This is a genomic window from Streptomyces sp. NPDC059679 (genome assembly GCF_042734105.1).
Classification (GTDB): Bacteria; Actinomycetota; Actinomycetes; order Streptomycetales; family Streptomycetaceae; genus Streptomyces.
Window position 1 is genome coordinate 200,235 of the sequence record NZ_JBHWES010000009.1, and the last position, 25,113, is coordinate 225,347.

23 protein-coding genes are annotated in these 25,113 nt (G+C 70.5%); 13 read left to right on the top strand and 10 right to left on the bottom strand.

The window, feature by feature from the left end:
- Window positions 1-82: 82 nt before the first annotated feature.
- Both ACFV2X_RS13725 and ACFV2X_RS13730 read right to left on the bottom strand, forming a co-directional pair.
- Window positions 83-1,636 carry a S8 family serine peptidase gene (locus ACFV2X_RS13725; protein ID WP_385615494.1) on the bottom strand — a complete coding sequence of 518 codons (1,554 nt, stop codon included), beginning with the start codon at window positions 1,634-1,636 and terminating at the stop codon, window positions 83-85.
- Between the two features lie 74 nt (window positions 1,637-1,710).
- Window positions 1,711-3,285 (bottom strand): S8 family serine peptidase, encoded by a 1,575-nt coding sequence (locus tag ACFV2X_RS13730; protein ID WP_385615496.1) that lies wholly within the window; start codon window positions 3,283-3,285, stop codon window positions 1,711-1,713.
- 272 nt (window positions 3,286-3,557) lie between these two features.
- Here ACFV2X_RS13730 and ACFV2X_RS13735 point away from each other — a divergent pair, with 272 nt between their 5' ends.
- The 3 genes from ACFV2X_RS13735 (at window position 3,558) to moaA (ending at window position 6,656) form a co-directional block, all read left to right on the top strand.
- On the top strand, window positions 3,558-3,914 hold the full coding sequence (locus ACFV2X_RS13735; RefSeq protein ID WP_014180733.1) for a DUF485 domain-containing protein: 357 nt from the start codon (window positions 3,558-3,560) through the stop codon (window positions 3,912-3,914).
- On the top strand, window positions 3,911-5,512 hold the full coding sequence (locus ACFV2X_RS13740; RefSeq protein WP_385615499.1) for a cation acetate symporter: 1,602 nt from the start codon (window positions 3,911-3,913) through the stop codon (window positions 5,510-5,512). Before ACFV2X_RS13735 ends, ACFV2X_RS13740 begins: the two co-directional genes overlap by 4 nt.
- 154 nt (window positions 5,513-5,666) lie before the next feature.
- Window positions 5,667-6,656 (top strand): GTP 3',8-cyclase MoaA, encoded by a 990-nt coding sequence (gene moaA / locus ACFV2X_RS13745; protein WP_385615501.1) that lies wholly within the window; start codon window positions 5,667-5,669, stop codon window positions 6,654-6,656.
- A 52-nt stretch (window positions 6,657-6,708) separates the two neighbouring features.
- Here the strand turns inward: moaA and ACFV2X_RS13750 are convergent, their stop codons facing one another.
- Together ACFV2X_RS13750 and ACFV2X_RS13755 are read right to left on the bottom strand one after the other, a co-directional pair.
- Entirely contained in the window at window positions 6,709-6,936 is a 228-nt protein-coding gene (locus tag ACFV2X_RS13750; protein WP_014180736.1) for a hypothetical protein, read from the bottom strand.
- A 193-nt stretch (window positions 6,937-7,129) separates the two neighbouring features.
- The gene (locus tag ACFV2X_RS13755; protein WP_385615504.1) at window positions 7,130-7,519 is read right to left on the bottom strand and encodes a DUF3099 domain-containing protein; all 390 of its coding nucleotides are present in this window, start codon (window positions 7,517-7,519) and stop codon (window positions 7,130-7,132) included.
- Between the two features lie 190 nt (window positions 7,520-7,709).
- Here ACFV2X_RS13755 and ACFV2X_RS13760 point away from each other — a divergent pair, with 190 nt between their 5' ends.
- A complete protein-coding gene (locus tag ACFV2X_RS13760; protein WP_385615506.1) occupies window positions 7,710-7,994 on the top strand; it encodes a GlsB/YeaQ/YmgE family stress response membrane protein in 285 nt (94 codons plus the stop codon).
- A gap of 177 nt (window positions 7,995-8,171) precedes the next feature.
- On the opposite strand, the gene tyrS is transcribed toward ACFV2X_RS13760, so the two are convergent.
- The 3 genes from tyrS to ACFV2X_RS13775 all read right to left on the bottom strand — a co-directional run bounded on the left by tyrS (window position 8,172) and on the right by ACFV2X_RS13775 (window position 12,656).
- Window positions 8,172-9,590 (bottom strand): tyrosine--tRNA ligase, encoded by a 1,419-nt coding sequence (gene tyrS / locus ACFV2X_RS13765; RefSeq protein ID WP_385615509.1) that lies wholly within the window; start codon window positions 9,588-9,590, stop codon window positions 8,172-8,174.
- Between the two features lie 133 nt (window positions 9,591-9,723).
- Window positions 9,724-11,133: a metallopeptidase TldD-related protein gene (locus ACFV2X_RS13770; protein WP_385615512.1), complete on the bottom strand. Its 1,410-nt coding sequence runs from the start codon at window positions 11,131-11,133 to the stop codon at window positions 9,724-9,726.
- Window positions 11,130-12,656, bottom strand: a complete 1,527-nt coding sequence (locus ACFV2X_RS13775; protein ID WP_385615514.1) for a TldD/PmbA family protein — start codon at window positions 12,654-12,656, stop codon at window positions 11,130-11,132. Before ACFV2X_RS13775 ends, ACFV2X_RS13770 begins: the two co-directional genes overlap by 4 nt.
- Window positions 12,657-13,069: 413 nt before the next feature.
- On the opposite strand from ACFV2X_RS13775, the gene ACFV2X_RS13780 reads away from it, so the two are divergent.
- The 4 genes from ACFV2X_RS13780 (at window position 13,070) to ACFV2X_RS13795 (ending at window position 15,925) form a co-directional block, all read left to right on the top strand.
- Complete coding sequence (locus ACFV2X_RS13780) at window positions 13,070-13,594, top strand: GNAT family N-acetyltransferase (RefSeq protein ID WP_385615517.1); 525 nt, start codon at window positions 13,070-13,072, stop codon at window positions 13,592-13,594.
- A 306-nt stretch (window positions 13,595-13,900) separates the two neighbouring features.
- Window positions 13,901-14,605 carry a 3-oxoacyl-[acyl-carrier-protein] reductase gene (gene fabG, locus ACFV2X_RS13785; RefSeq protein ID WP_385615520.1) on the top strand — a complete coding sequence of 235 codons (705 nt, stop codon included), beginning with the start codon at window positions 13,901-13,903 and terminating at the stop codon, window positions 14,603-14,605.
- A gap of 5 nt (window positions 14,606-14,610) precedes the next feature.
- The gene (fabI, locus tag ACFV2X_RS13790; RefSeq protein WP_089511209.1) at window positions 14,611-15,381 is read left to right on the top strand and encodes an enoyl-ACP reductase FabI; all 771 of its coding nucleotides are present in this window, start codon (window positions 14,611-14,613) and stop codon (window positions 15,379-15,381) included.
- Window positions 15,382-15,592: 211 nt separating this feature from the next.
- Window positions 15,593-15,925: a hypothetical protein gene (locus ACFV2X_RS13795; protein ID WP_385615523.1), complete on the top strand. Its 333-nt coding sequence runs from the start codon at window positions 15,593-15,595 to the stop codon at window positions 15,923-15,925.
- 21 nt (window positions 15,926-15,946) lie between these two features.
- On the opposite strand, the gene ACFV2X_RS13800 is transcribed toward ACFV2X_RS13795, so the two are convergent.
- A complete protein-coding gene (locus ACFV2X_RS13800) occupies window positions 15,947-16,645 on the bottom strand; it encodes a FadR/GntR family transcriptional regulator (RefSeq protein WP_385615525.1) in 699 nt (232 codons plus the stop codon).
- A 115-nt stretch (window positions 16,646-16,760) separates the two neighbouring features.
- On the opposite strand from ACFV2X_RS13800, the gene ACFV2X_RS13805 reads away from it, so the two are divergent.
- From ACFV2X_RS13805 to ACFV2X_RS13820, 4 genes are all read left to right on the top strand, one after another.
- Complete coding sequence (locus ACFV2X_RS13805) at window positions 16,761-18,041, top strand: CynX/NimT family MFS transporter (protein ID WP_385615528.1); 1,281 nt, start codon at window positions 16,761-16,763, stop codon at window positions 18,039-18,041.
- 63 nt (window positions 18,042-18,104) lie between these two features.
- A complete protein-coding gene (locus tag ACFV2X_RS13810) occupies window positions 18,105-18,221 on the top strand; it encodes an SGM_5486 family transporter-associated protein (protein ID WP_014180754.1) in 117 nt (38 codons plus the stop codon).
- A 194-nt stretch (window positions 18,222-18,415) separates the two neighbouring features.
- Window positions 18,416-18,625 (top strand): hypothetical protein, encoded by a 210-nt coding sequence (locus tag ACFV2X_RS13815; RefSeq protein ID WP_014180755.1) that lies wholly within the window; start codon window positions 18,416-18,418, stop codon window positions 18,623-18,625.
- Window positions 18,626-18,755: 130 nt separating this feature from the next.
- Entirely contained in the window at window positions 18,756-19,274 is a 519-nt protein-coding gene (locus ACFV2X_RS13820; protein ID WP_385615532.1) for a SixA phosphatase family protein, read from the top strand.
- 86 nt (window positions 19,275-19,360) lie between these two features.
- Here ACFV2X_RS13820 and serB read toward each other — a convergent pair whose 3' ends face one another.
- Window positions 19,361-20,608, bottom strand: a complete 1,248-nt coding sequence (gene serB, locus ACFV2X_RS13825; RefSeq protein WP_385615535.1) for a phosphoserine phosphatase SerB — start codon at window positions 20,606-20,608, stop codon at window positions 19,361-19,363.
- Between the two features lie 78 nt (window positions 20,609-20,686).
- The gene (locus ACFV2X_RS13830; protein ID WP_385615538.1) at window positions 20,687-22,165 is read right to left on the bottom strand and encodes a streptophobe family protein; all 1,479 of its coding nucleotides are present in this window, start codon (window positions 22,163-22,165) and stop codon (window positions 20,687-20,689) included.
- Window positions 22,166-22,388: 223 nt separating this feature from the next.
- On the opposite strand from ACFV2X_RS13830, the gene ACFV2X_RS13835 reads away from it, so the two are divergent.
- Complete coding sequence (locus ACFV2X_RS13835) at window positions 22,389-25,061, top strand: FHA domain-containing protein (protein ID WP_385615541.1); 2,673 nt, start codon at window positions 22,389-22,391, stop codon at window positions 25,059-25,061.
- The last annotated feature ends 52 nt before the right edge of the window (window positions 25,062-25,113 follow it).

Sequence of the window (25,113 nt, forward strand, 5' to 3'; positions counted from 1 at the left end):
GACGGTCCTCTCGCGGCATCGGAGCATACGTACGGGCCGCCGGGCGGAGCCCGCCCGGCGGCCCGTGCATTGTGTCAGTGCCTTACTTGGTGACCGCGTCCAGGGCGTCCGCGATCCCCGCCCCGTAGAAGCCGTTGTACGCGGGGCCGCCCTCGCACACCGCGTCGGCCTTGCCGTCCCCGTCGATGTCGTACGGGTCGGGGCAGGCGGTGTCGTCGGCCTGGGCCTTGAGCAGCGCCTTGACCTGCCCGGCGGAGGCGTGCGGGTGGGTGCTCTTGATGAGCGCCGCGACGCCGGCCACATGCGGGGAGGCCATGGAGGTGCCCGCCATGTAGCCGTACTTGCCGCCGGGGAGGGTGTTGTAGATGAGCCCGCTCTCCGCCGGGGGCGCCGGCTTCTGGTACACGGTGCTGTCGCCGCCGGGGGCCGCGATGTCGATCACGCCGAGGCCGTAGTTGGAGAACGAGGACTTGAGCCCCTTGGCCCCGGTCGAGGCCACGGTGACCACGCCCGGCAGCTGGGTCGGGATGTCCAGGCAGGTGCGCGGGTCGATCTCCCGGTCGCCGGGGGTGGTGTCGTTGGGGCTCGAGGGGTCGGTGATGGAGTCGGCGGCCAGGTCGTAGCTCTCGTTGCCCGCCGCGGCCACATTGACCACACCCTTGCGCTCCGCGTACCGCGAGGCCCGGGTGACGGCCTCGACCAGGGCCTTCTGGTCCGGGTCGGTGGTGCAGTTGAAGTACCAGGGGTCGGTGTAATAACTGTTGTTGGTGACGTCCACGCCGTGCTCGGCGGCCCAGACGAAGCCGCACACCACGGCCTCGGTATAGAAGAAGCCGTCGGTCGTGGACACCTTGATGCCGGAGACCTTGACCCCGGGGGCCACCCCGGTGACGCCGATGCCGTTCTTCGCGGCGGCGATCTCCCCGGCGACATGGGTGCCGTGCGGGCTCTCGGAGGCCGAGGGCCGCCAGGCGCCGTCGGCGGTGTTCGGCTTGCCGGTGACGCAGTTGACCGACGCCTTGCGGTCGAAGTTCGGGGCGAGGTCCGGGTGGGTGTCGTCCACGCCGGTGTCGATCACGCCCACGGTGACGTCCCGGCTGCCCAGGCTCTTCTCATGGGCCTTGTCCGCCTTGATCGCGGGCAGGTCCCACTGCAGCGGCTCCAGTGGGTCCTGCCCGGCGGCGGCCCGCGCGGCGACGGCCTTCTGCTGCGCCTCGGACAGCACCTGCGGCGCGCCGGTGTCGGTCGTGGACTGGGCGGGCAGCGGGGCGGTGCGGGTGGCGCCCGCGGAGGCGACGCCGCGCACCTGACGGATCGTCTTGGCGAAGTCGGGGTCGGCGGAGTGGACGACGATGACGCCGATCCGGTCGTACGCCATCACGACGCTGCCCCCGGCCTTGGCGATGGCCTTCTTCACCCGGGCCGCGTTCCCATGGCCGGGGCGGGTGTTGACGACGTAGCTCAGCGACGGGCCGTCGGCGGCGGCCCCGGAGGCCAGGGCCGAGCCGCCGACGGAGCTGTCGGAGCTGTCGGAGCCGCTGGAGCTGCCGACGGCGGTCGCGGCGGTCGTGGGCAGGAAGGCCAGGGCGGCGGTGAGCGCCAGGGCGGCGGGTATCGCGGCGGTACGCGGCGTCATGGGTACTCCGGTTCTGGTGGTTGGGCGGGCTTGGGCGTGCGGCGTCACGGGGCGAACTTTTGCGTAGTGATCGCTCACTTGGTGACCGCGTCCAAGGCGTCGACGATGCCGTAGCCGTAGAAGCTGTTGATGTGCTTGGTGCCGGTGCAGACGGCGTCCGTGTCGCCGTCACCGTCCGGGTCGTACGGCCCGGCGGGGCAGCCCGGGTTGTCCGCCTGGGCCTTCAGCAGCCACTGGATCTCCTGCGGGCTCGCCTTGGGGCGCGTGCTCTTGATCAGCGCCGCGACGCCCGCCACATGCGGGGAGGCCATCGAGGTGCCCTGCAGATAGCCGTAGTCGCCGCCGGGCATGGTGGACAGGATCCGGCCGTCCTTGGCGGGCAGCTCGGGCACCTGGTACTTGTCGCCGCCCGGGCCCGCCACATCGACCTGGCCCAGGCCGTAGCTGGAGTAGTACGACTTCAGGGAGGTGACGCCGGTCGCGGAGACCGTGACGACGCCCGGCAACTGGGTGGGCACGTCCGGGCAGACCGACGGGTCGACCGTGCGCTCCACGGGGGTGGTGTCGTTGGGGCTGGTGGCGTCGGTGAGCGAGCCGGCCGCGAGGTCGTCGTTGGAGTTGCCCGCCGAGGCGACGTTGACCACGCCCTTGCGCTGCGCGTACGCCGTGGCCCGGCCGACCGCGTCGGTGATCGCCTTCTGGTCCGGGTCGGCGGCGCAGTTGTACTTCCACGGGTCGACGAAGTAGCTGTTGTTCGTCACCTCGACGCCGTGGTCGGCCGCGAAGACGAAGGCGCACACCACGCTCTCCGCGTAGAACAGGCTCGTCGTCGGCTCGCTGACCTTGATGGCGGAGACCTTCACCCCGGGCGCGACGCCGGCCACCCCCACGCCGTTGCGCGCGGCGGCGATCTCCCCGGCCACATGCGTGCCGTGGTAGTCCTCGGCCGGGTTCCACGGGCGCCAGGCGCCCGGGCTGGTGTCGGCGACGCCGCCGACGCAACTGGCCGACTGGGACCGGGAGAAGTTGGGGGCCAGATCGGGGTGGGTGTCGTCCACGCCGGTGTCGATGACGCCGACGGTGACCTTACGGCTGCCCGGGTTGACCTTGGCGGCCTGATCGGCCTTGATGGCGGGGATGTCCCACTGCAGGGACTCCAGCGGCTCCTGCCCGGCGGCCAGCGCCTTCGCCGCGGTCGTCGCCGAGGTCCGGGGCGCCGGCACCTTCTCGGGCCTGCCGACCTCGGTGGTGGCGGCCGGGGTCAGCGGCGCGGTGCGGGTCGCGCCCGCCGACTGGACGCCGCGCACCTGACGGATCGTCTTGGCGAAAGCGGGGTCCTTCGAATGGGCGATGATGACTCCTATTCGTTCATAGGCGGTCACCACCGTGCCGTGTGAGGCCGTGATCGCCTTCTTCACCTCGCCGACGGTGCCGTGGTCGGCGGCGGTGTTGACCACGTACGACAGCGACGGGCCGTCAGCCGCGGCCGTAGAGGTGAGGGCCGAAGAGGTCGGCGCGCCCCGGGGGATGGCCGAGGCCGCCTGGGGGAGCAGGACGAGGGACGCGGTGAGCGCCAACCCGGCCGGCACCGCCGCCAGGGCGCGCCGTCGTCTGATGCCCGGTTGTGCTGCCGGTCTGTGATGAGCCATGGGGTCTCCACATCATCCGTACAGACCGCCCTGCGCGAGTCGCGCCTGGGCGGGTACATGACGAGCGAAACTATCGTCGATCAAGGGCCCCCATCAAGGCATTCCGGAGGAAAACGCGCCACAGTACCCGGAGTCAATCACTCCGTCGACTTATTCCCTCCTTTCAACTACCAGCCTCTGTTGGACGGCCCGGCGTCGCCCTACCATGCGTGATCTGGATCACTGGAAATGCCGTATCACGTCCCGTCAGAAGCCATCCACCAGGAGAGACCGTGGACACCGCGCCGGCCAGCGATCGCCCTGGCGATCAGCGACAGCAAGAACATCCCCCGTACGCCGAGGTGCAAGCGAGTGCGGAGTTCGGCGAACTGCGCCGCGCCCACCGCTCGTTCGCCTTCCCGCTCACCATCGCGTTCGTCAGCTGGTACCTGCTGTACGTCCTGCTGTCCAACTACGCGGGCGGCTTCATGGACACCAAGGTGGCCGGCAACATCAACGTCGCCCTGGTGTTCGGCCTCGGCCAGTTCCTGACCACCTTCCTCATCGCCTGGTGGTACTCCCGCCATGCCGCCGCCAAACTCGACCCGCGCTCGGCGGCGATCAAGTCCAGCATGGGGAGTGACGCATGAGCCTCCATCAGCTCGCGGTCGAGAGCGCGTCGGACCACCGGCCGCTGATCATCACCCTCTTCTCGGTCTTCGTCGCCGCGACCCTCGGCATCACCGTATGGGCCGGCCGCCAGACCAAGGACGCCACCGACTTCTACGCCGGCGGCCGCTCCTTCAGTGGCTTCCAGAACGGCCTGGCCATCTCCGGCGACTACATGTCGGCCGCGTCCTTCCTCGGCATCGCCGGCGCCATCGCGCTCGCCGGCTACGACGGATTCCTGTACTCGATCGGCTTCCTCGTCGCCTGGCTGGTCGCCCTGCTGCTGGTCGCCGAGCCGCTGCGCAACACCGGCCGGTACACGATGGGCGATGTGCTCGCCTACCGGATGCGCCAGCGCCCGGTCCGCACCGCCGCGGGCGTCTCCACCATCGTCGTGTCGATCTTCTACCTGCTGGCCCAGATGGCGGGCGCGGGTGTGCTGGTCTCCCTGCTGCTGGGCATCACCAACGAGGCCGGCAAGATCCTCATCGTCGTCCTGGTCGGCGTGGTGATGATCCTCTACGTGTCCATCGGCGGCATGAAGGGCACCACCTGGGTGCAGATGGTCAAGGCCGTGATGCTGATCGCGGGCGCCCTGCTGATGACCTTCCTGGTGCTGCTCAAGTTCGACTTCAACGTGTCCGAGCTGCTGGGCGAGGCGGCGAAGAACAGCGGCCTCGGCCACGCCTTCCTGGAGCCGGGCGTCAAGTACGGGGCCACCAGCACCACCAAGCTCGACTTCATCTCGCTCGGCATCGCCCTGGTGCTCGGCACCGCGGGCCTGCCGCACATCCTCATCCGCTTCTACACCGTCCCCACGGCCAAGGCCGCCCGTAAGTCGGTGAACTGGGCGATCGGCATCATCGGCGTGTTCTACCTGATGACCATCGCGCTGGGCTTCGGCGCCGCCGCGCTGCTGGACAAGAAGACCATCACCGATTCGAACCCGGCCGGGAACACCGCCGCACCCCTGCTCGCCGACGAACTCGGCGGCCCCGTGCTGCTCGCCGTGATCTCCGCGGTCGCGTTCGCGACGATCCTCGCCGTCGTCGCCGGGCTCACCCTCGCCTCCTCGTCCTCCTTCGCCCATGACCTGTACGCCAACGTCATCCGCAAGGGCGAGGCGACACAGGAGGAGGAGGTCAGGGCCGCGCGCTGGGCGACCGTCGGCATCGGTATCGTCGCGATCGTGCTCGGGGTCTTCGCCCGGGACCTCAACGTCGCCGGACTCGTCGCGCTGGCCTTCGCGGTCGCCGCGTCCGCCAACCTCCCGACGATCCTCTACAGCCTGTTCTGGAAGCGGTTCACCACCCAGGGCGCGCTGTGGTCCATCTACGGCGGGCTCATCTCCTCGGTCTTCCTGGTGCTCTTCTCGCCGGTCGTCTCCGGCAATCCGAAGAGCTCGATGTTCAAGGACGTCGACTTCCACTGGTTCCCGCTGGAGAACCCCGGCCTGATCTCCATCCCGCTGGGCTTCCTGCTCGGCTGGGTGGGCTCCCTGCTGTCCAAGGAAGAGCCGGACAAGGCCAAGTACGCCGAGCTGGAGGTGCGCTCGCTCACCGGCTACGGCGCGCACTGACGCCTCACCTGGTGGCGGCCCCGCCACGGACCTGCCCGACGGCGCGGTGAGATTCGCGAAATCTCGAATGTCACAGGCGTCGCGTACGCTGCGGGAGAATTGACCGTAGCGTCAAGCCATCGAGCACCGGGCACGAGTCCGTGGAGGGGCCGCCATGCTGATCGACACTTACGGTCGTACCGCTACGGACCTGCGCGTCTCCCTCACCGACCGCTGCAATCTGCGCTGCACCTATTGCATGCCGGAAGAGGGCCTTCAGTGGCTCGCCAAGCCCGATCTGCTCACCGACGACGAGATCGTCCGGCTGATCCGGATAGCCGTCACCGACCTCGGGGTCACCGAAGTCCGCTTCACCGGCGGTGAGCCGCTGCTGCGCCCCGGGCTCGTCGGCATCGTCGAGCGCAGCGCCGCCCTCGACCCGCGCCCCCAGATATCGCTCACCACCAACGGCATCGGCCTGGAGCGCACCGCCGCCGCCCTGCGCGCCGCGGGCCTGGACCGGGTCAATGTCTCACTGGACACCCTGCGTCCCGAGGTCTTCCAGGCCATGACCCGGCGCAAGCGCCACGCCGATGTGCTGCGCGGCCTGGAAGCCGCCGGCGCCGCCGGGCTCACCCCGGTGAAGGTCAACGCCGTGCTGATGCCCGGGCTCAACGACGACGAGGCCCCCGACCTGCTCGCCTGGGCCATCGCCCACCAGTACGAGCTGCGCTTCATCGAGCAGATGCCGCTGGACGCCCAGCACGGCTGGAAGCGCGACGGCATGATCACCGCCGGGGACATCCTGGCGTCGCTGCGAACCCGCTTCGAGCTGACCCCGGAAGGCGACGAGGCCCGCGGCTCCGCCCCCGCCGAGCGCTGGCTCGTCGACGGCGGCCCGGCCCGCGTCGGGGTCATCGCCTCCGTCACCCGCCCCTTCTGCCGCGCCTGCGACCGCACCCGGCTCACCGCCGACGGCCAGGTGCGCACCTGCCTGTTCGCCCGCGAGGAGTCCGATCTGCGCGGGGCGCTGCGCTCCGGTGCGCCGGATGCGGAGATCGCCCGGCTGTGGCGGCTGGCGATGTGGGGCAAGAAGGCCGGTTCCGGGCTGGACGACCCGTCGTTCCTGCAGCCAGACCGCCCGATGTCGGCGATCGGCGGCTGACGGCGTCGGTGATCCGGTGGCCGACAACGTCACCGATCGGCGGCTGAGTGCGTCAGTGATCGGCGGCTGACGACCACTCCTCCAGGGTCACCACGTCCTTCAGAAAGCCGCGCACCCCGAGGAAGTCGGACAGATACCCGCGGTGCTCCTCGCACGCCAGCCAGGTCTTGCGCCGCTCGGGTGTGTGGATCTTCGGGTTGTTCCAGGCCAGCACCCATACGGCGGGGGCGCGGCAGCCCTTCGCGGAGCAGATGACGGCGTCGGTCTCGGGAGTGTTCACACCGCAGACTCTACGGAAACCGTGCTGGACATGGCGACGCCGGGCAGCCACGGGGGGAGCCGCCCGGCGTCGGTCCATCGCTCCGACGGGGGATGCGGAGCGCGTACGAAGTATGTCACGAGCGGTGGGGCACAGTGCACCGGAACCGCGCAATTGATCTGAGCTTTTCCTGAGCTTACGGGATCCGCCCAGGTCAGCCGCGTTCCGCGCGTCCATTTTCGGTAGCCGCCCCGGCGTCTTCCACGTCCGATTCCGCCCCGGTCGACCCGGAACCCCCGTTCTGCTGACCGGAGATGAGCATGGGACGTGGCGGGGCGGGGACGAAGGTGGAAGGAAGCGAGGGGGCGTTCTCCCGGCCGGCGTTCGCTATCACCACGGCGATGTACGGCAGCACCGCACCCAGCACCAGGGCCACGATGGCCACATGCCGCTCCACGTTCCACAGCACCGCGGCCAGGATGACGGACACGGTCCGGATCGACATCGAGATGATGTAGCGGCGCTGCCGGCCGCGCACATCGTCAGCCAGCCCCTGCCGAGCCCCGGTGATCCGGAAGACCTCGGCTTCGCTGTGCTTCCGCATCACGTTCCACCACCCGATCGCCAAGCCGGAACTCCCCGCTTCCGGACGTACCCCACGTTACGCCCGAACCCCAGGGGGTACACGGGTGGGGGTCCTCGCGGGTGGCGGCTTCGCTACGACGTAACGCGTACGGCCGACTACAGCGTGCGTCGCACCACCATCCCCCACAATCTGGCCGGAGGAGGCGTTCATGAACTGGCTGTGGGCCATCGTCGTAGGCCTGGTGCTCGGTGTCATCGCCAGGGCCATCCTGCCCGGCAGGCAACGCATTCCGCTCTGGCTGACGACGATCTACGGCATCCTCGGCGCCATCGTGGGCAACGCGGTGGCCGGCTGGGTGGGAATCCGGCATACGTCGGGTGTCGACTGGGGACGGCATCTGCTCCAGCTCGCCGGAGCGGTGCTGATCGTTGCGGTGGGCACGCGCCTGTACGCGGCGCTGCGCGGCGGCAGACGCCGAAGGGAACGGGCCTGAGCCCGCTGGCGCGGAGCCGGCCTGCCGAGACGGCACCGAGCCGGACGGCGGCGCGGGCCGTACGGACGGCGGGGGCCGGCGCGCTTGGTGGACGCGCACCGACCCCCGCTCACAGCTACCGCTGACCGACCGCTACCGGCCGCTCACAGCCACTGCCGATCCGCCGCTACCGGCCGCTCACAGCCCCAGCAGCCGGGCGATCTTCCGCCCCGCCTTGAGGTAGACGCTTCCCGAGTCGGCGGTGAGCCCGGCGCCCGCCAGGACCTCCGCCGCCACCTCGGCCAGCGGCCGCACCGCCTGCGCCTCGGTGAGCACCGTGGACTCCTGCCCGCCCTCGGTCTCGACGACCAGGCGCAGCCCGTTCTGCTTGGCGACCCGGCGGGCCGCCGACGCGCTCGGCTGGAACTGGAGCACCTTGCTCAGTACGGTCGCGATCGACTCGGCGCCGTGCTCCGCCGCGTCGACCTCCGGCAGGGCCTCGACGTCCGTGAAGGACTTCTTCGAGAACTGCGCCACGAACCCGGCGCGCGCCGACTTGGCCGCCGCCAAGCCGTACAGCGCCGTCACCATCTCGCCCGCCAGCACCTTCTTCAGGTCCATCGGGTGCAGCGACCGGTCCTCCAGCCGCCCCTTGACGAGGTCGATCTCGGCGTCGGTCCACTCGGTCCAGGCCCGCAGGTACGGCGCCATCAGCCGGTCCGGAATCGACATGATCTTGCCGAAGACGTCCTCGGCGGTCGCGGAAAGCGCGATGTAGTTGCCCTTGGACTTGGACATCTTGGCGCCGGTGCCGTCCGTACCCTCGATCAGCGGCATGGTGACGACCAGCTGCGGCTGCTGCCCGCGCAGCTCCATCAGCTTGCGGCCCATCTGCAGATTGAGCAGCTGGTCCGCGCCGCCCAGTTCGATATCGCACTCCAGCGCGACCGAGTCGAGCCCCTGGGCGATCGGGTAGAGCAGTTCCGACATGGTCAGCCCGGAGCCCTCGGCCAGCCGGTTGCGGAAGTCGTCGCGCTGGAGCAGCTGGGAGGCCGGCACCTGGGCGAGCAGTCCCAGCAGCTCCGGGAAGGTGTACGGCGCCAGCCACTCGCTGTTCTGCCGGAAGCTGACCTTCTCGAAGTCGAAGAAGGGCCGGACCTGATCCCGGTAGCCCGCCAGATTACGGGCGATGTCGTCGTCGGTGAGCGGCGGCCGCTCGGCCGTACGCCCGGTGGGGTCGCCGATCTTGGCGGTGAAGTCACCGATGAGCAGGGTGACGTCGTGCCCCATCCGCTGGAAGCGGCTGAGGATGATCACCGGCACGGCGTGGCCGAGGTGCACATCGGCGGCCGTCGGGTCGATGCCCAGCTTGAGGCTCAGCCCGCGGCCCGCCGTCCGACGCTCCTCGATCCGCTCGGCCAACTGGTCCACGCCCGGCAGGACCTCGACCGCTCGCGCCGCGATCAGCTCGGCCTGCTCCTTCGCCGACAGGTCCGTCAGGTCCAGATAGCGCCGGGATCCCGTCTCCTCGAGCAGCTTCTCCACGGTCTGGTCGGAGGAGAGGTCTGCGGTGAGCAGTGCGCTGGCGCGGGCGACGGATTCGCCGAGGCGTGTCATGGCGTTCCTGGTAGTAGTCGGGAATCGATGGATGGATGGGCGTGGACCAGTCTATTGGTCCGATTCACACGACCGGATCAACCGGCCGCTTCACTCGGCTTCACCCGGCATCACTCGGCTTCACCCGGACGGGTCATACGCCCTTGCTGACGGAGCTCATATTGAAGTCCGGGACCCGCAGCGCGGGCATCGCGGCACGGGTGAACCAGTCGCCCCACTCGCGCGGCAGCGTCCGCTCGGTGCGGCCCGCCTCGGTCGCCCGGGACAGCAGGCTCACCGGTGAGTCGTTGAACCTGAAGTTGTTCACCTCGCCGACGACCTCCCCGCCTTCCACGAGATAGACCCCGTCCCGGGTCAGCCCGGTCAGCAGCAGCGTGGCAGGGTCGACCTCGCGGATGTACCACAGGCAGGTCAGCAGCAGGCAGCGCCCGCCGTGGTCCGTGGCCTCCACCATCTCCTCGAGTGAGCGCGGCCCGCCCCCGTCCAGGATCAGATTGTCGATCCCGGGGGCCACCGGCAGATCCGTCAGACCGGCCGTATGGCGCGTGGTGATCAGCTGGTTCAGCACACCGTCCCGGATCCAGTCGGTGGCGGTCAGCGGCAGCCCGTTGTCGAACACCGACGCGTCGTCCCCGGACGAGTGCGCGATCACGAACGGTGCCGCCTCCAGACCGGGCGCCGCCGGGTCGCTGCGCAGCGTCAGCGGCAGGTCGCTCAGCTTCTCGCCGATCCGCGTGCCGCCGCCCGGCTTGGAGAAGACCGTACGGCCCTCCGCCGCGTCCCGCGCCGACGAGGACCAGAGCTGGTAGATCAGCAGGTCCGCGACCGCCGTCGGGGGCAGCAGCGTCTCGTACCGCCCGGCCGGAAGGTCGATCTTCCGCTGCGCCCACACCAGCCGCCGGGCCAGCTCGGCGTCGATCGTGGCCGGATCCACGTCCTTGAAGTCGCGCGTCGCCTGCCCGGCCCAGGCCGAGCGGGTGCGGTCCGGGGATTTGGCGTTGAGCTCCAGCGTCCCGCTCGGCTGGTCGTGGCGCAGCCGCAGCCCGGTGGAGGTGCCCAGGTAGCTGGTGACGACCTCGTGGTTGGCGAACCCGTACAACTCCCGGCCGCCCGCCCGCGCCTGCGCGAACGACTCGCCGAGGGCGGGCGCGAAGGCCGCGAACACCTCGGAGGAGGTCTCGTCCGGAGCGTCGGTGAACCCCGCCGATACGGCCCCCTCGCCGGCCGCCTCCACCAGTGGCTGGGCGTCCTCCGCCGGCCCCGCCTCCCGGGCCGCCGCCTCGGCGGCCCGTACCAGCGGCTCCAGGTCCTCGGCGGTGACGGCCGACCGTGACACCACACCGGAGGCGGCGCCCTGGCCGCCGTCGACCGTGGCCACGACCGTGAGCGTGCGGCCCCGGGTCACGCCGTTGGTCGTCAGGGCGTTGCCCGCCCAGCGCAGATTGGCGGTGGAGCTCTCATTGGCGATCACCACACAGCCGTCCGCCCGGGACAGCTCCAGCGCCCGCTCGACGACCTCGTGAGGCTTGTTGACGCCGCTCATGCACCCGCCTCCTGCGTGGTGTTCAAAATGTTGACGTTCCGGAACAGGGCGGACGGGCAGCCGTGCGAAACGGCCGCGACCTGGCCCGGCTGGGCCTTGCCGCAGTTGAAGGCGCCCCCCAGGACATACGTCTGCGGCCCGCCGGCCGCGGCCATCGAGCCCCAGAAGTCGGTGGTCGTGGCCTGGTACGCGAAGTCCCGCACCTGCCCCGCCAGCCGCCCGTTCTCGATCCGGAACGCCCGCTGCGCGGTGAACTGGAAGTTGTAGCGCTGCATGTCGATCGACCACGACCGGTCACCCATGAGATACAGCCCCCGCTCCACCCCGCCGATCAGCTCCTCCGTCGAGGGCCCGTCCGGCGCGGGCTTGAGCGATACGTTCGCCATCCGCTGGACCGGCACATGACCGGGGGAGTCCGCGAAAGCGCACCCGTTCGACCGCTCGAAACCGGTCAGCCTGGCGATCCTGCGGTCCAGCTGATACCCGACCAGCGTGCCGTCGCGGACCAGATCCCACGACTGCGCGGCCACACCCTCGTCGTCGTACCCGATGGTGGCAAGCCCGTGCTCGGCCGTCCGGTCGCCCGTGACATTCATGATCTCGGAGCCGTACTTGAGCTTGCCCAGCTGATCGAAGGTGGCGAACGAGGTGCCCGCGTACGCCGCCTCGTAGCCCAGCGCCCGGTCCAACTCCGTCGCGTGCCCGATCGACTCATGAATCGTCAGCCACAGATTCGACGGGTCGACCACCAGGTCGTACGCCCCCGCCTCGACCGACGGCGCCCGCATCTTCTCCGCCAGCAACTCCGGGATCTCCGCCAACTCCGCGTCCCAGTCCCAGCCGCCCGCCCCGGTCAGATACTCCCAACCCCGCCCGACCGGCGGGGCGAGCGTCCGCATCGAGTCGAACTCCCCGCTCTCCGGGTCCACCGCCACCGCCGTGAGCTGCGGATGCACCCGGACGCGCTGCTGGGTGGTCGTGGTGCCCGCGGTGTCCGCGTAGAACTTGTTCTCCTGCACGGTCAGCAACGACGCATCCGCATGCGCGACCCCGTCGGCCCTCAGCAGCCGCTCGCTCCAGTCCGTGAGCAGCCCGGTCTTGTCCGCGTCCGGCACATCGAAGGGGTTGATCTCGTACGCCGAGACCCACGTCCGATCCGCGTGCACCGGCTCATCCGCCAGCTCCACCCGCTCCTCGGACCCCGCGGCCTGGATCACCTTCCCCGACAACTTCGCCATGGCCACCGCCTGCGCGGCCACCCGCGCCGCGGCGTCCATGGTCAGGTCCACCCCTGAAGCGAACCCCCAGGTCCCGCCGTGCACCACCCGCACCGCGTACCCCAGATCGGTGGTGTCCGACGACCCCGCGGGTTTCCCGTCCCGCAACCGCCAAGCGGCGCTCCTCACCCGCTCGAAGCGGAAGTCGGCATGATCGGCCCCCAGCGCGCGGGCGCGCGCGAGGGCGGCGTCCGCGAGTGCGCGCAGCGGCAGCGCGAGGAAGGACGGATCGATCTCATGCGGCACGGGCGACTCCCCTTCGGTCGGTGTGTGTCCTGGTGGGTCCGGTGCGTCCGGTCGATGTGTGTCCGTCGGCAGTGAACCATGCCGGTAGGGCGTGGGTGGGGTTAATTCCCATCGAGCCCCTGCAGCGGCGGCGCCCGCGCCCGCGGGTGCGTCCGTCCGGACGTCCGGGCGGGTGGCAGGCTTGGCTAAGCGCCCTTCCGCATGGCCGTGGACAATTCCCTCAGTAGACTGATGAACTCTGCTTCCGGGATGCGTGTGTCCTCGAACTGATCGTAGAGATCGCAAATCTCAACAGTTCCTTTCGGGACTCTGCGCGCAACGGCTCCCGGCGTCGAGAGAGAATGGTCGAAACCATTTTCGCACTCGAAATTTCCACTGCCTCACATCGGATATCTCGAAAGGCGGGCCCGGGCATGGTGCTTGGAGAGCTGGTCCGGCTGCGGCCGATGGAGCCGGAGGACGCCGAGGCGCTGTGGCGGTGGAACCACGACCCGGAGGTCATGCGCTGGATGTTCGATGGATACGCCCAGCCGCTGTCCCACGTGAGGAAGCGGCTGGAGGAGCGGCCGCGCAATGCCTACGGCAATGTGCTCTACGGAGTCGAAGTCCTCGCTGACGCAAAGCTCATCGGCCTCGTCCGACTGCGCGATACCGAGCCGGAGACGGGCATCGCCGAACTCGACATATACATCGGCGAGAAGGAGTACTGGGGACGCGGCTACGCCACCGACGCGATGCGGACGATGTGCCGCTACGGCTTCGACAAGATGCGGCTGCACAAGATCACGCTGACCGTCGTCACCGAGAATCACGCCGCGCACCACATCTACCAGAAGATCGGCTTCGTCGACGAAGGCAGGCTGCGTCAGGTCTTCCGGCGCGATGGCCAGTGGTACGACATGTTCACGATGGGCCTGCTGGAAGGCGAACTGTGCTGATGCGCCGCCGGTTGCGGTCGGCGTATCGAGCGCGAACGCGGGTACGGTCAGCGATTCCGGTGACACGATGAGTGAAGGCGAGAAGGGTGCGAACACCGCTCGCCGAGGAGATCTGCCGAGGACGCCCGCCCGGACCCGCCGGTTCATGAGGCTTCTGGGGGCTTCTGTAGGAAGTCGACAGTGACCGAGTGGCGCCCCTGTGCGTGCTCGATTCCCCGCACCGGGCCTTTGCCCGATAGTTTGCGTACACAAGGGTCGCCACACATAGTGACGCCCGGTACGACATCCAACAGAGAGGGTGGTCCCTTGAGCCGCTCGGTTCTCGTCACCGGAGGAAACCGCGGTATCGGCCTCGCCGTGGCCCGCGCCTTCGCCGACGCAGGCGACAAGGTCGCCATCACGTACCGGTCCGGGGAGCCGCCGGCCGGCTTTCTCGCGGTCAAGTGCGACATCACCGAGCCCGAGCAGGTCGAGCAGGCGTACAAGGAGATCGAGGAGAAGCACGGCCCGGTCGAGGTGCTGGTGGCGAATGCCGGCATTACCCGCGACCAGTTGCTGATGCGGATGACGGAGGAGGACTTCTCCACCGTCCTCGACACGAACCTCACCGGTGCGTTCCGTGTCGTCAAGCGCGCCAACCGCGGAATGCTGCGCGCCCGCAAGGGCCGTATCGTCCTGATCTCGTCCGTGGTCGGCCTGATGGGCTCCGCGGGCCAGGTGAACTACGCCGCTTCCAAGGCCGGTCTGGTGGGCTTCGCCCGCTCCCTCGCCCGTGAGCTCGGCTCGCGCAACATCACGGTCAACGTGGTGGCACCCGGCTTCGTCGACACCGACATGACCCGCGCGCTCGACGAGAAGCAGCGGGAGGCATACGTCAAGCAGGTGCCGCTCGCGCGCTACGCGCAGCCCGAGGAGATCGCCGCCTCGGTTCGCTTCCTGGCCTCCGATGAGGCCGCGTACATCACTGGAGCCGTCATCCCTGTCGACGGCGGATTGGGCATGGGTCACTGAACGTCATGAGTGGAATTCTCGCCGGTAAGCGCATCCTGGTCACGGGCGTCCTCACCGAGGCGTCCATCGCCTTCCACGCCGCCAAGCTCGCACAGGACGAGGGCGCCGAGGTCATCCTCACCGGCTTCGGCCGGGTCTCCCTCGTCGAGCGGATCGCCAAGCGGCTGCCCAAGCCCGCGCCGGTCATCGAGCTGGACGTGCAGAACCAGGAGGACCTGGACGGCCTGGCCGACAAGGTGCGCGAGCATCTTGGCGAGGGTGTCGACCTGGACGGCGTGGTGCACTCCATCGCCTTCGGCCCGCAGGGCGCGTTCAACTTCCTGGAGGGCTCCTGGGAGGACGTGTCCACCGCCGTGCATGTCTCGGCGTACTCGCTCAAGGCGCTGACCATGGCCTGCCTGCCGGTCATGCCGCGGGGCGGCTCGATCGTCGGCCTGACCTTCGACGCCCAGTTCGCCTGGCCGAAGTACGACTGGATGGGCGTGGCCAAGGCGGCGCTGGAGTCCACCAACCGCTACCTCGCCCGGGACCTGGGCGCGAAGAACATCCGCTGCAACCTGGTCTCCGCTGGCCCCATCAAGTCCATGGCCGCGAAGTCCATCCCGGGCTTCGAGGAGCTGGCGACCGTGTGGGACAACCGCGCGCCCATCGGCTGGGACCTGAGCGACCCGGAGCCGGCCGGCCGCGGTGTCGTCGCCCTGCTGTCGGACTGGTTCCCGCGCACCACGGGCGAGATCGTGCACGTCGACGGCGGGGTGCACATGATGGGCGCCTGAGCCCGTCCGTACGCAGCGTCGCCTTCTTGGGCCCGCCGCCCCGGCCCTCGCCGCCCCGGTTCCCGCGCTCCGCGGGGGCCGGGGCGGCGGCCGTTCGCCCGTTCGGACCAGTGCGCCGAGCGCACCGCGCGGTGTCACCCGCACTGTGGAGTGAGTATCGGGTGCGGCGGCTTGAGGCGCGGCGGTTCAGCACGGTCGAGGAGGTCCTGCCATGCGTACGTCCCGTTGCGCCGCGGCCGCAGTACTGGTGGCGGCCGTGGTCGGCTTCATCGCCGTCGCGTCGAACGCCTCGAACTCGGCCGCCCAGGAGCGCCCCCGGCCACGCGAGGCGGCCTGCAGCACCTGGGTGCGCGGCTCGCACGCCACGGCCAGCTGCTTCAACCCGAACCCGGACGTGGACCGGGTCCAGCTGCACGTCGAGTGCGCGCGCTGGTGGGACCCGGATATGGACGGGCGCTCCGTCGAGGTCGGCCCGGCCCAGCACGTACGGCTCGCGGACCGCTGCTGGAAGGAGATACGGAAGGCCTGGGTGAGCCACCGCTGAGCGGTCAGTCGGCCGTTGCGGTCAGTCGGCCGTTCCTGTGCCGCCCGAACGGTTCGCGTACCGGCAGCTGAAGGGGTGCGTGCTCGCCTCCGCCGCCGCCCGCTCCCCGTTCCGCGCCCGGATCGCCTCCACCAGCCGCGCATGGTCCACATACGTCTCGGGCCGCAGGCCGCCCTTGACGTCCCCGTGCAGAAACTGCCGCACCACCCCGCCCAGATCGGCGTACAGCTCCTCCAGTACGTCGTTGTGCGAGGCCGCGACCACGGCCATGTGCAGCGTCGCGTCCGCCTCGACGAAGGTCTCGGTGTCCCCGGAGGCCCAGGCCCGCTCGCGCCGGTCCAGTAGCGCGTCGATCTGCTTGAGGTCCTGCTCGGTACGGCGCTCCGCGGCCAGCCAGGCGGCCTTCGTCTCCAGGGCGCTGCGCAACTCGGCGACGTGCAGCGGGTCGGCGTCCGCGAAGCGGCGGTGCATCACCCCGGCCAGCTCGCTGGTCGCCAGCACATAGGTGCCCGAGCCCTGGCGGATGTCCAGCAGGCCGTTGTGCGCGAGCGCGCGCACCGCCTCGCGCACGGTGTTACGGGCCACCCCCAGCTGCTCGACCAGTTCGGGCTCGGTGGGGATCCGGGATCCCACCGGCCACTCGCCTGAGGTGATCTGGGCGCGCAGCTGGGCGATCACCTGGTCGGCGAGCGCGGAGCGCCGGGGCGAGGTCAGCGGCATGACTCTCCTGTGCCTGGGGCGGGGATGCGGGTGCTCCCATGATGCCGTCCGGCCGTCACCGGGCGGCTGCAAACTACTGGACAGCCATTCATCCCATCATTCTATGATGATGTCCATGGCTGACCAGGATCTCGCGACTCCCGACACCGCCGCCCCGATACGGCAGCGAAGCGCTCCGGAGCCCGCCGCCGCCCGGTGGCGGCGACGCCTTGTCGTCCTCGGCCTGGTCCTCGCCGCGGTCAACCTCCGCCCCACCGTCACCAGCCTCGGCCCGCTCCTCGAAGAGGCGCGGGCCGACCTGGGCATGAGCGGCACCGTCGCCGGGCTGCTCACCTCGATGCCCGCGGCCTGCTTCGCCCTCTTCGGCATCGCCGCGCCCAGGCTGGCCCGCCGCTGGGGGCCGGGCGCCGTCGTCTGTGTGGGGCTCGTCGCCATCACCGTGGGCCTGGCCGTACGCCCCCTGATGGGCGGGACCGCCGGTTTCCTCGCCGCCAGCGCCCTCGCGTTCGCCGGGATCGCCGTGGGCAACGTCCTCATGCCGGTGATCGTCAAGCGTTGGTTCCCCGACCGGGTGGGGCCCATGACCGGCGCGTACTCGATGGCCCTGTCGCTGGGCTCGGCCGTCGCGGCCGCCGTCACGGTCCCCATGACCGACGCACTGGGCGGCGGGTGGCGGGCCGGGCTCGGGGCGTGGGCGGTGCTCGCGGGCGTCGCCGTGCTGCCCTGGCCGGCGCTCGCCCGCGACCGTACGGGCCAGGCCGCGGCCACGGCTCCCGCATCGGCCTCCGCCCCCGACTCCGCCGCTGCTCCTGCCCGTACCAGGATCACCAGGAGCCCCACCGCCTGGGCCCTTGCCGTCTTCTTCGGCCTCCAGGCCACCGGCGCCTACATCACCATGGGCTGGATGTCCCAGGTCTTCCGCGACGCCGGGGTCTCCGCCTCCACTTCCGGGCTGCTGCTCGCGGTCACCATGGTGATGGGCGTACCGCTGGCTTTCGTGCTGCCGTCCGTGGCGGCCAGGCTGCGCACCCAGGGCCCGCTGGTGGCGATCCTGGGGGCCTTCGGACTCAGCGCGTACATCGGGCTGTGGCTCGCCCCGGCCGGGGGCGCCTGGGTGTGGGCGGTGCTGCTCGGCATCTCGAACTGCTCCTTCCCGCTCGCCCTGACCATGATCGGCATGCGGGCCAGGACCGCGGCCGGCGTGGTGCGGCTGTCCGCCTTCGCCCAGAGCACCGGCTATCTGCTGTCCATCCCCGGGCCGCTGCTGGTCGGCGCGCTCTACCAGCACACCGGCGGCTGGGATCTGCCCATCGCGCTGATGGCCGGGCTGATGCTGCCGCAGATCGCCGCCGGCCTGCTGGCGGGGCGCGACCGCGCGGTCGAGGACGAGATCTGAGCGAGCTCGGCCGACCCGCGGGGCGGTGCCGGGGCGGCGGTGGGGCGGTGGGACACTGGGCCCATGCCAGTGCTCGATGAAAACCCGCCGAACGGCCAGAAGAAGCTGCTCATCATCCTGGGTGTGATGCTGGGCATCACCGTGATCATCGGCGTGGTCGCGACCATCGCCTCACCCTGAGTCTCTGAGGGTGGGGCTGTCCCCACCATCCCTTAGGGGGCCAGGGTCAGGGGTAACTGGGTGGTTCACCGGATGGGACCGGCCCCCGGCGGTCCGTAGATTCGAGGTGTCGGAAAGCGAAGGCGGGGGCTGGAGGCGCGGCGCCCGTCGTCGGCCGCTCGTCACCCACCCCTCGCGCCCCGGAGGCGATCCCCATGTCCGCGCATACCCACCCCCGGCCCGCCGACCCTGCCGGGCGCCGTCCGGACAGTCGGCTGCCGTGGTGGGCCCTGGCGCTCCCGGCTCTGGCCTTCGCCGCCCTGCTGCTGCTCGTGGGCTCCCCCGATGCACACGCCGCCGACGACTCCGGGACGCTCTCGCAGGTCTTCGGGCTGATACGGGGCGCCCTCACGCATCAGCCGTGACACCTCGCCACCGTGGTGGCCATTCGCCCCGCCTTCCCTCACCTGAGGACCCCCGTCCTTACTCACCTGAGGACGAGGTCCGCTCCAACACCCTGCGCCGGGCACCCGTTTTCATGCGAAGCTGGGACACATGAGCGTCGATGTGCCCCGCAGGATCGTCCTTCTCCGACACGCCAAGGCCGACTGGCCCCAGGTATCCGACCACGAACGGCCGCTCGCGGAGCGCGGCCGCCAAGACGCCCCGCTCGCCGGACGCCGGCTCGTCGAGGCCGGGATCACTCCCGAGCTCACCCTCTGCTCGACGGCCGTCCGCACCCGGGAGACCTGGAAGCTCGTGGTGCACGAGCTGCCGCAGCGGCCGAAGACCGTCTACGAGGAGCGGCTGTACGAGGCCTCGCTCGGTGAGCTGCTCGCCCTGCTCAACGAGACGCCCGACGACGTGAGCGAGCTGCTGGTGGTCGGCCACAACCCTGGGATGCACGCCCTGGCGGACGCGCTCGCGGGCGAGGCAGAGGAAGGCACGCGGGAGCGTATGGCCCGGAGCGGATTTCCGACCTCCGCCCTCGCGGTGGTGACCTTCAGTGGCTCGTGGAAGTCGGTGGAGCACGGTGTCGGCCGCCTCAGCGACTTCTGGGCGCCCCACGAGTGATCATGACCCGTCGGGCCCGGACGGCCTCGCCGCCCGGGCCCGCACTCATACGGTGACGCCTCAGCCGTTCAGCCGTCTCGGCCCTGTCAGCCCTCGACGGTGTCCGCCGCGGTGTCCGCCGCCTCCACCTCTTCGCGGGTGATCCCCAGCAGATACAGCACGGTGTCCAGGAACGGCACGTTCACCGCGGTGTGCGCGGCCTCCCGCACCACCGGCTTGGCGTTGAAGGCGACACCGAGCCCGGCCGCGTTGAGCATGTCCAGGTCGTTGGCCCCGTCCCCGATCGCGACGGTCTGCATCAGCGGCACCCCTGCCTCGGCCGCGAAGCGCCGCAGCAGCCGCGCCTTGCCCGCGCGGTCCACGACCTCCCCGATCACGCGCCCGGTGAGCTTGCCGTCCAGCACCTCCAGGGTGTTGGCGGAGGCGAAGTCGAGCCCCAGCCGCTCCTTGAGGTCGTCGGTCACCTGCGTAAAGCCGCCGGAGACCACGCCCACCTGGTAGCCGAGCCGCTTGAGGGTGCGGATCAGCGTCCGGGCGCCGGGCGTGAGCCGCACCTCGGCGCGCACCTTCTCCACCACGGACTCGTCGATCCCCGCCAGCAGCGCGACCCGTGCGTGCAGCGACTGCTCGAAGTCCAGCTCACCGCGCATGGCGCGGGCCGTGACCTCGGCGACCTCCGCCTCGCACCCCGCGTGCGCCGCGAAGAGCTCGATCACCTCGTCCTGGATGAGCGTGGAGTCCACGTCCATGACCACCAGGCGCTGCGCCCGGCGCTGGAGCCCCGACGCCACCACGGCCACGTCCACGCCGATCCCGGCGGCCTCGGTGACCAGCGCGGTGCGCAACGCGCCCGTCTCGGCGCCGGACACCTCGAACTCCACGGCCGTCACCGGATACTTCGCGAGCCGGAAGATCCGGTCGATGTTGCCGCCGCTGCCGGTGATGCTGGCCGCGATGCGCGCCGTCGACTCGGCGGACAGCGGATGGCCCAGCACGGTGACATGGGACCGGCCCGTGCCACGGGGGCGGTTGTCGCCCCGGCCGGAGATGATCTCGGCCTGCATCCGCATCGACTCGGCCCAGCTGTGGACGGTCGCCCGCAGATCGCCTTCCTTGGTCCAGCCGCCCGTGGGGGAGCTCACCAGCACGCACAGCACGATGCGGCCTCGGGTGACCACCTGCTCTATGTCGACTATGTTCACGCCGTAGGCGGCGAGGGTGTCGCAGAGGCCGGCGGTGATGCCGGGGCGGTCCTTGCCGAAGATCTTGACGAGGAGGGTCGGGACATCGTCGTCGGGGACGGCGGTGGCAGGGGGAATCTGCGATGTGCTCATGGTCTTCCCACCGTATCCGGCCACTCGGGGCGATCGCGCGGCAGTCCGCGCTACGGACGGCTGTGCGGTACAAAACGTTCATTTCGTGGTAGCCGGGCCGTCATGCGGCGTTGAGCCGTCATCGGGCGTTGAGTCGAGCGCGAAGCGGGACGCCCGACCGCCCGCGGCCCCGGTCGCCCACGCCGCCAGCGCCCCGGCGGCGCCCGCCGCCGCGCCCCACCCGGCGCCCAGCGCCCACGCCACCGCCCCGCCGCCGTGCAGCTCGATCCCGGCGCCGAAGGCGTCGAAGCCCAGTACGGACAGGCTCGCCCCGGCCGACACCTCGGTCAGTCGGCACAGCAGCGGCAGCGCGATCGCCGTGACGATGCCCAGCCGCAGCGCGCACTGCCCCACAAAGCCCGCCCGCCCCACCTGCCCCGCCCGCCCTGCCCGCCCGGACTGCCCTGCCCGCCCGGCCCGGTCGACGGGCGTGCGGACCGCGGTCAGCACCCCGGCGGCCAGGATCATCAGCACACAGCCGACCGTCAGCAGCCACACCCGGCCGTCCAGCTCCGCGAGGCGCGCGACCGTGATCGGCTCGTTGTGCTCGTTGGCCAGCAGATCGTCGAGCGGATCGGGCAGCACCCGCACCAGCGCCCCGCTCGCCCCGCCGTGCCAGGGCACGAACAGCCCCAGCGGCACCCCGAGCCACACCCCGTTCGGCGCGCCGAGCAGCGCAGCCCCGAGGACCAGACGGGGGTGGTCGTCGCCGATCGCCGCGTACAGCGCCGCCGCGAGCCCCGCCCCGACCGCCAGCACCAGCACCCCGCACAGCGCGGAGGCGGCCGGCCGGACGGTGCGGTGCGCCGCCTCCAGGCCGTGCGGCACCGGTGCGCGGCGGGCCACGAGCAGCGCGATGAGCAGCACCACGACGACCCAGACCGCGCCGCCCAGCACGGAACGTCCCGCCTCGACGGTGAACCCGACCGCCGCCTTGGCGTCGATGAGCCGCTGGATCCGGTCCGGCAGCAGCCCGCTGCCGATGTCCGCGATATCGCCGAGCTCGCCGGGGAGTTTTTCGAGCAGCCCGCCCTGCTCCTGCTTCGATTTGCCCGCTACACCGAGCGTCGAGGCGTCGATTGTGACGGTATCGTTGCCGACCCAGGTGAGCCCGGCGAGCACCAGCAGAAAGAGCAGGACCACCGCGCCTGCCCGGGTGGCCAGTTCGGCCCCGCCGATCACCGCCCCCGCCCCGCGCAGCGACCGTACGAACAGCCAGCCCAGCAGCAGCGCGCCCACCAGGCTGATGCCCAGTGGCGCGATATCGACGGCCGAATGGGCCTGGGCACCGGTCAGCCCGAACGCCTTCACGTCCCCGGACGGGGTGACCGAGCCGCCGACCGCGAGCACCATCGCGGCCGCCGTCATGGGGCCGAGCGCGCCCGCGCTGTCCGCGCCGACCAGATGCAGCCCGAGCGCGGCGACACCCGCCATGGCCAGGAAGGCCCAGCTCACGGCCGCCACCGTCGAGAGCAACACCTCTCCCGGGCGCACTCGTCCGCTGCCGCTCGCGCTCATGGCGCCGGTCCCCCCGATCGGTATGAGTTGCCCGGATGATCCATGATCTGCCCCATCCGTGGCCGCTTACCACTTTCCGGGGGCCTTTCGGGCGAGTCAACGCCGCCTGCGCGCGGTGTTGTCAATGCCCGACTTCCGGTTGAGCGACTGAGCCTGAAATAGTTCCTCACGATGTTCGCCATCCCTAGACTCCCCGTACAGGGGGTCCATCGGGGGACAAGTAGTGGGGCGTGGAGTGCCGGAACTCGTACTGGAATTGAACGGACAGACCTGGACACTTGATCCATCCAGGTCATACAGCCTTGGACGCGATCCGCAGGGCGACATGGTGCTGGACGACGCCAGAGTGTCCTGGCGCCACGCCACCGTGCGCTGGGGTGGGCGCAGTTGGGTCATCGAGGACCACGGCAGCACCAACGGCACTTATGTGCAGGGCCAGCGCGTCCAGCAGATGGAGATCGGCCCCGGTTCGACCGTCCATCTTGGCAACGCGACGGACGGCCCCCGGCTGATCCTCTCCGTAGGCGGAGCGGGCGCGGCCGGAGCACCCGGGGTCGCCGCGGGCGCCTACAGCGCACCGTCGGCGATGGGCGCGCCGCAGGCCCCGCACCAGCAGCCTCCGTATCAGCAGCCCGGCGCCCCCGCCTGGCCCCAGGCCGGACAGCAGCCGCAGCCCCCCCACCCCCAGGGCTGGCCACAGCCGCAGGGCGGGCCGCAGCAGATGCCCCAGCAGCAGCCCTTCGTGCCACAGCAGCCGGCTCCACAGCATCAGGCTCCGCAGGCGCACGCTCAGCATCAGGCCCCGCAGGCGCACGCCCCGCAGCAGAACCCGGCGCAGAAGGTCCCCGGTGCCGGCCCCGGCGCCGGGGCCCCGCAGGCCCACGGCGGCGACCGCAGCCCGACCACCTTCCACCAGCTGGCCGTCGGCCGGGTGATGCGTATCGGTCGTGCGCTCGAGAACGAGCTGGTCGTCTCCGACCTGCAGGTCTCCCGCCACCACGCGGAGTTCCGCGCGCTGCCCGACGGCCGGTTCGAGATCCGGGACCTCGGCAGCCACAACGGCACGTACGTCAACGGTCAGCCGGTCCGCCAGCAGATCATCGGCCCGAGCGACATCGTCGGCGTCGGCCACTCCACCTTCCGGCTCGTCGGCGACCGTCTCGAGGAGTTCGTCGACACCGGTGCGGTGTCCTTCTCGGCCCGTCATCTGACGGTGACGGTCGACGGCGGCAAGCAGATCCTCAAGGACGTCTCCTTCGGCGTCCCCGAGAAGTCCCTCGTCGCGGTCATCGGCCCCTCGGGCTCCGGTAAGTCCACGCTGCTCAAGGCGCTGACCGGCTACCGCCCGGCCAACCAGGGCGATGTCCTCTACGACAACCGGAACCTCTACAAGCAGTTCGCCGAGCTGCGCCAGCGCATCGGCCTGGTCCCGCAGGACGACATCCTCCACAAGGAGCTGTCCGTCCGGAAGGCGCTGCGCTACGCCGCCAAGCTCCGGTTCCCGGGCGACACCGCCGAGGCCGAGCGCGAGGCCCGGATCGGCGAGGTGCTGCGCGAGCTCAAGCTGGACATACACGCCGACAAGAAGGTCACCTCCCTCTCCGGCGGCCAGCGCAAGCGCGTCTCCGTCGCGCTGGAGCTGCTCACCAAGCCGTCGCTGATCTTCCTGGACGAGCCGACCTCCGGCCTCGACCCGGGCATGGACCGCGATGTGATGCAGCTGCTGCGCGGCCTGGCCGACGACGGCCGGACCGTGCTGGTGGTCACCCACTCGGTGGCCGAGCTGGCGATCTGCGACAAGCTGCTGGTCATGGCCCCGGGCGGCTCGGTCGCCTACTTCGGCCCCCCGGAGGAGGCGCTCAACTTCTTCGGGTACGAGACCTGGGCGGATGTCTTCTCCGCCTTCGAGAACTACCGCGACTACGACTGGGCGGGCCGCTGGCGCGGTTCGCAGCACTACCAGATGTACGCCGCGGACCTCGACGCCGTCGCGCCGCAGTCCGTACACGTCCAGCCGCCCCCGGCGCGGATGCAGAAGCCGCAGAGCTGGGGCTCCCAGCTGTGGACCCTGATGCGCCGCTACGTCTCGGTGATCGCCTCGGACAAGGGCTTCATGGGTCTGATGGTGATCCTGCCCGCCGTCCTCGGCGCGGTGAGCATCGTCATCCCGTCGGACTTCGGCCTCACCAAGGCGCCCAAGGGCCAGTTCAACCAGGACGCGGGCACGATCACCCTGATCCTCGTGGTCGGCATGTGCTTCTCCGGCGCGGCCAACTCCGTACGAGAACTGATCAAGGAGCGGGTGATCTACGAACGGGAACGGGCGGTCGGCCTGTCCCGCTCGGCCTATCTGATGTCGAAGGTGATCGTGCTCGGCGTGATCACCGCCTTCCAGGCCGTGATCATCTGCGCCATCGGCTTCTCGACCCGCGAGCTGCCGGAAGAGGGCCTGATCATGCCTCCGGCCGCCGAGCTGTGCATCTCCATCATCGCGATCGGCTTCACCTCGATGATGGTCGGCCTGGTGATCTCCTCGCTGGTGAAGACCGCCGAGAAGACCATGCCGCTGCTGGTCATGTTCGCCATCGTCCAGGTCGTCTTCACCGGCATCCTGTTCAAGATCTACGGATCGCCGGGCATCGAGCAGTTCGCCTATCTGATGCCGTCCCGCTGGGCGGTCGGCGCGGCCGGAGCGACCCTGGACCTGGGCCCCGGCCCCGGCCACACGATGGCGCCCTGGGACCGCAAGAAGCCCAATGACACCGACCCGCTGTGGGAGCACGCCACATCGCAGTGGGGCATCGACATCCTGGTGCTGGTCGCGCTCGGCGTCATCTGCGCCTTCGTGGTCGCCCGGCTGCTGCGCCGCCATGAGCCGGAGGTCATGCGCAAGTAGCGGGACTCTCTGCGCCGTAACGCCGAAGGGCGGCGGCACCCTCCCTGTGCGC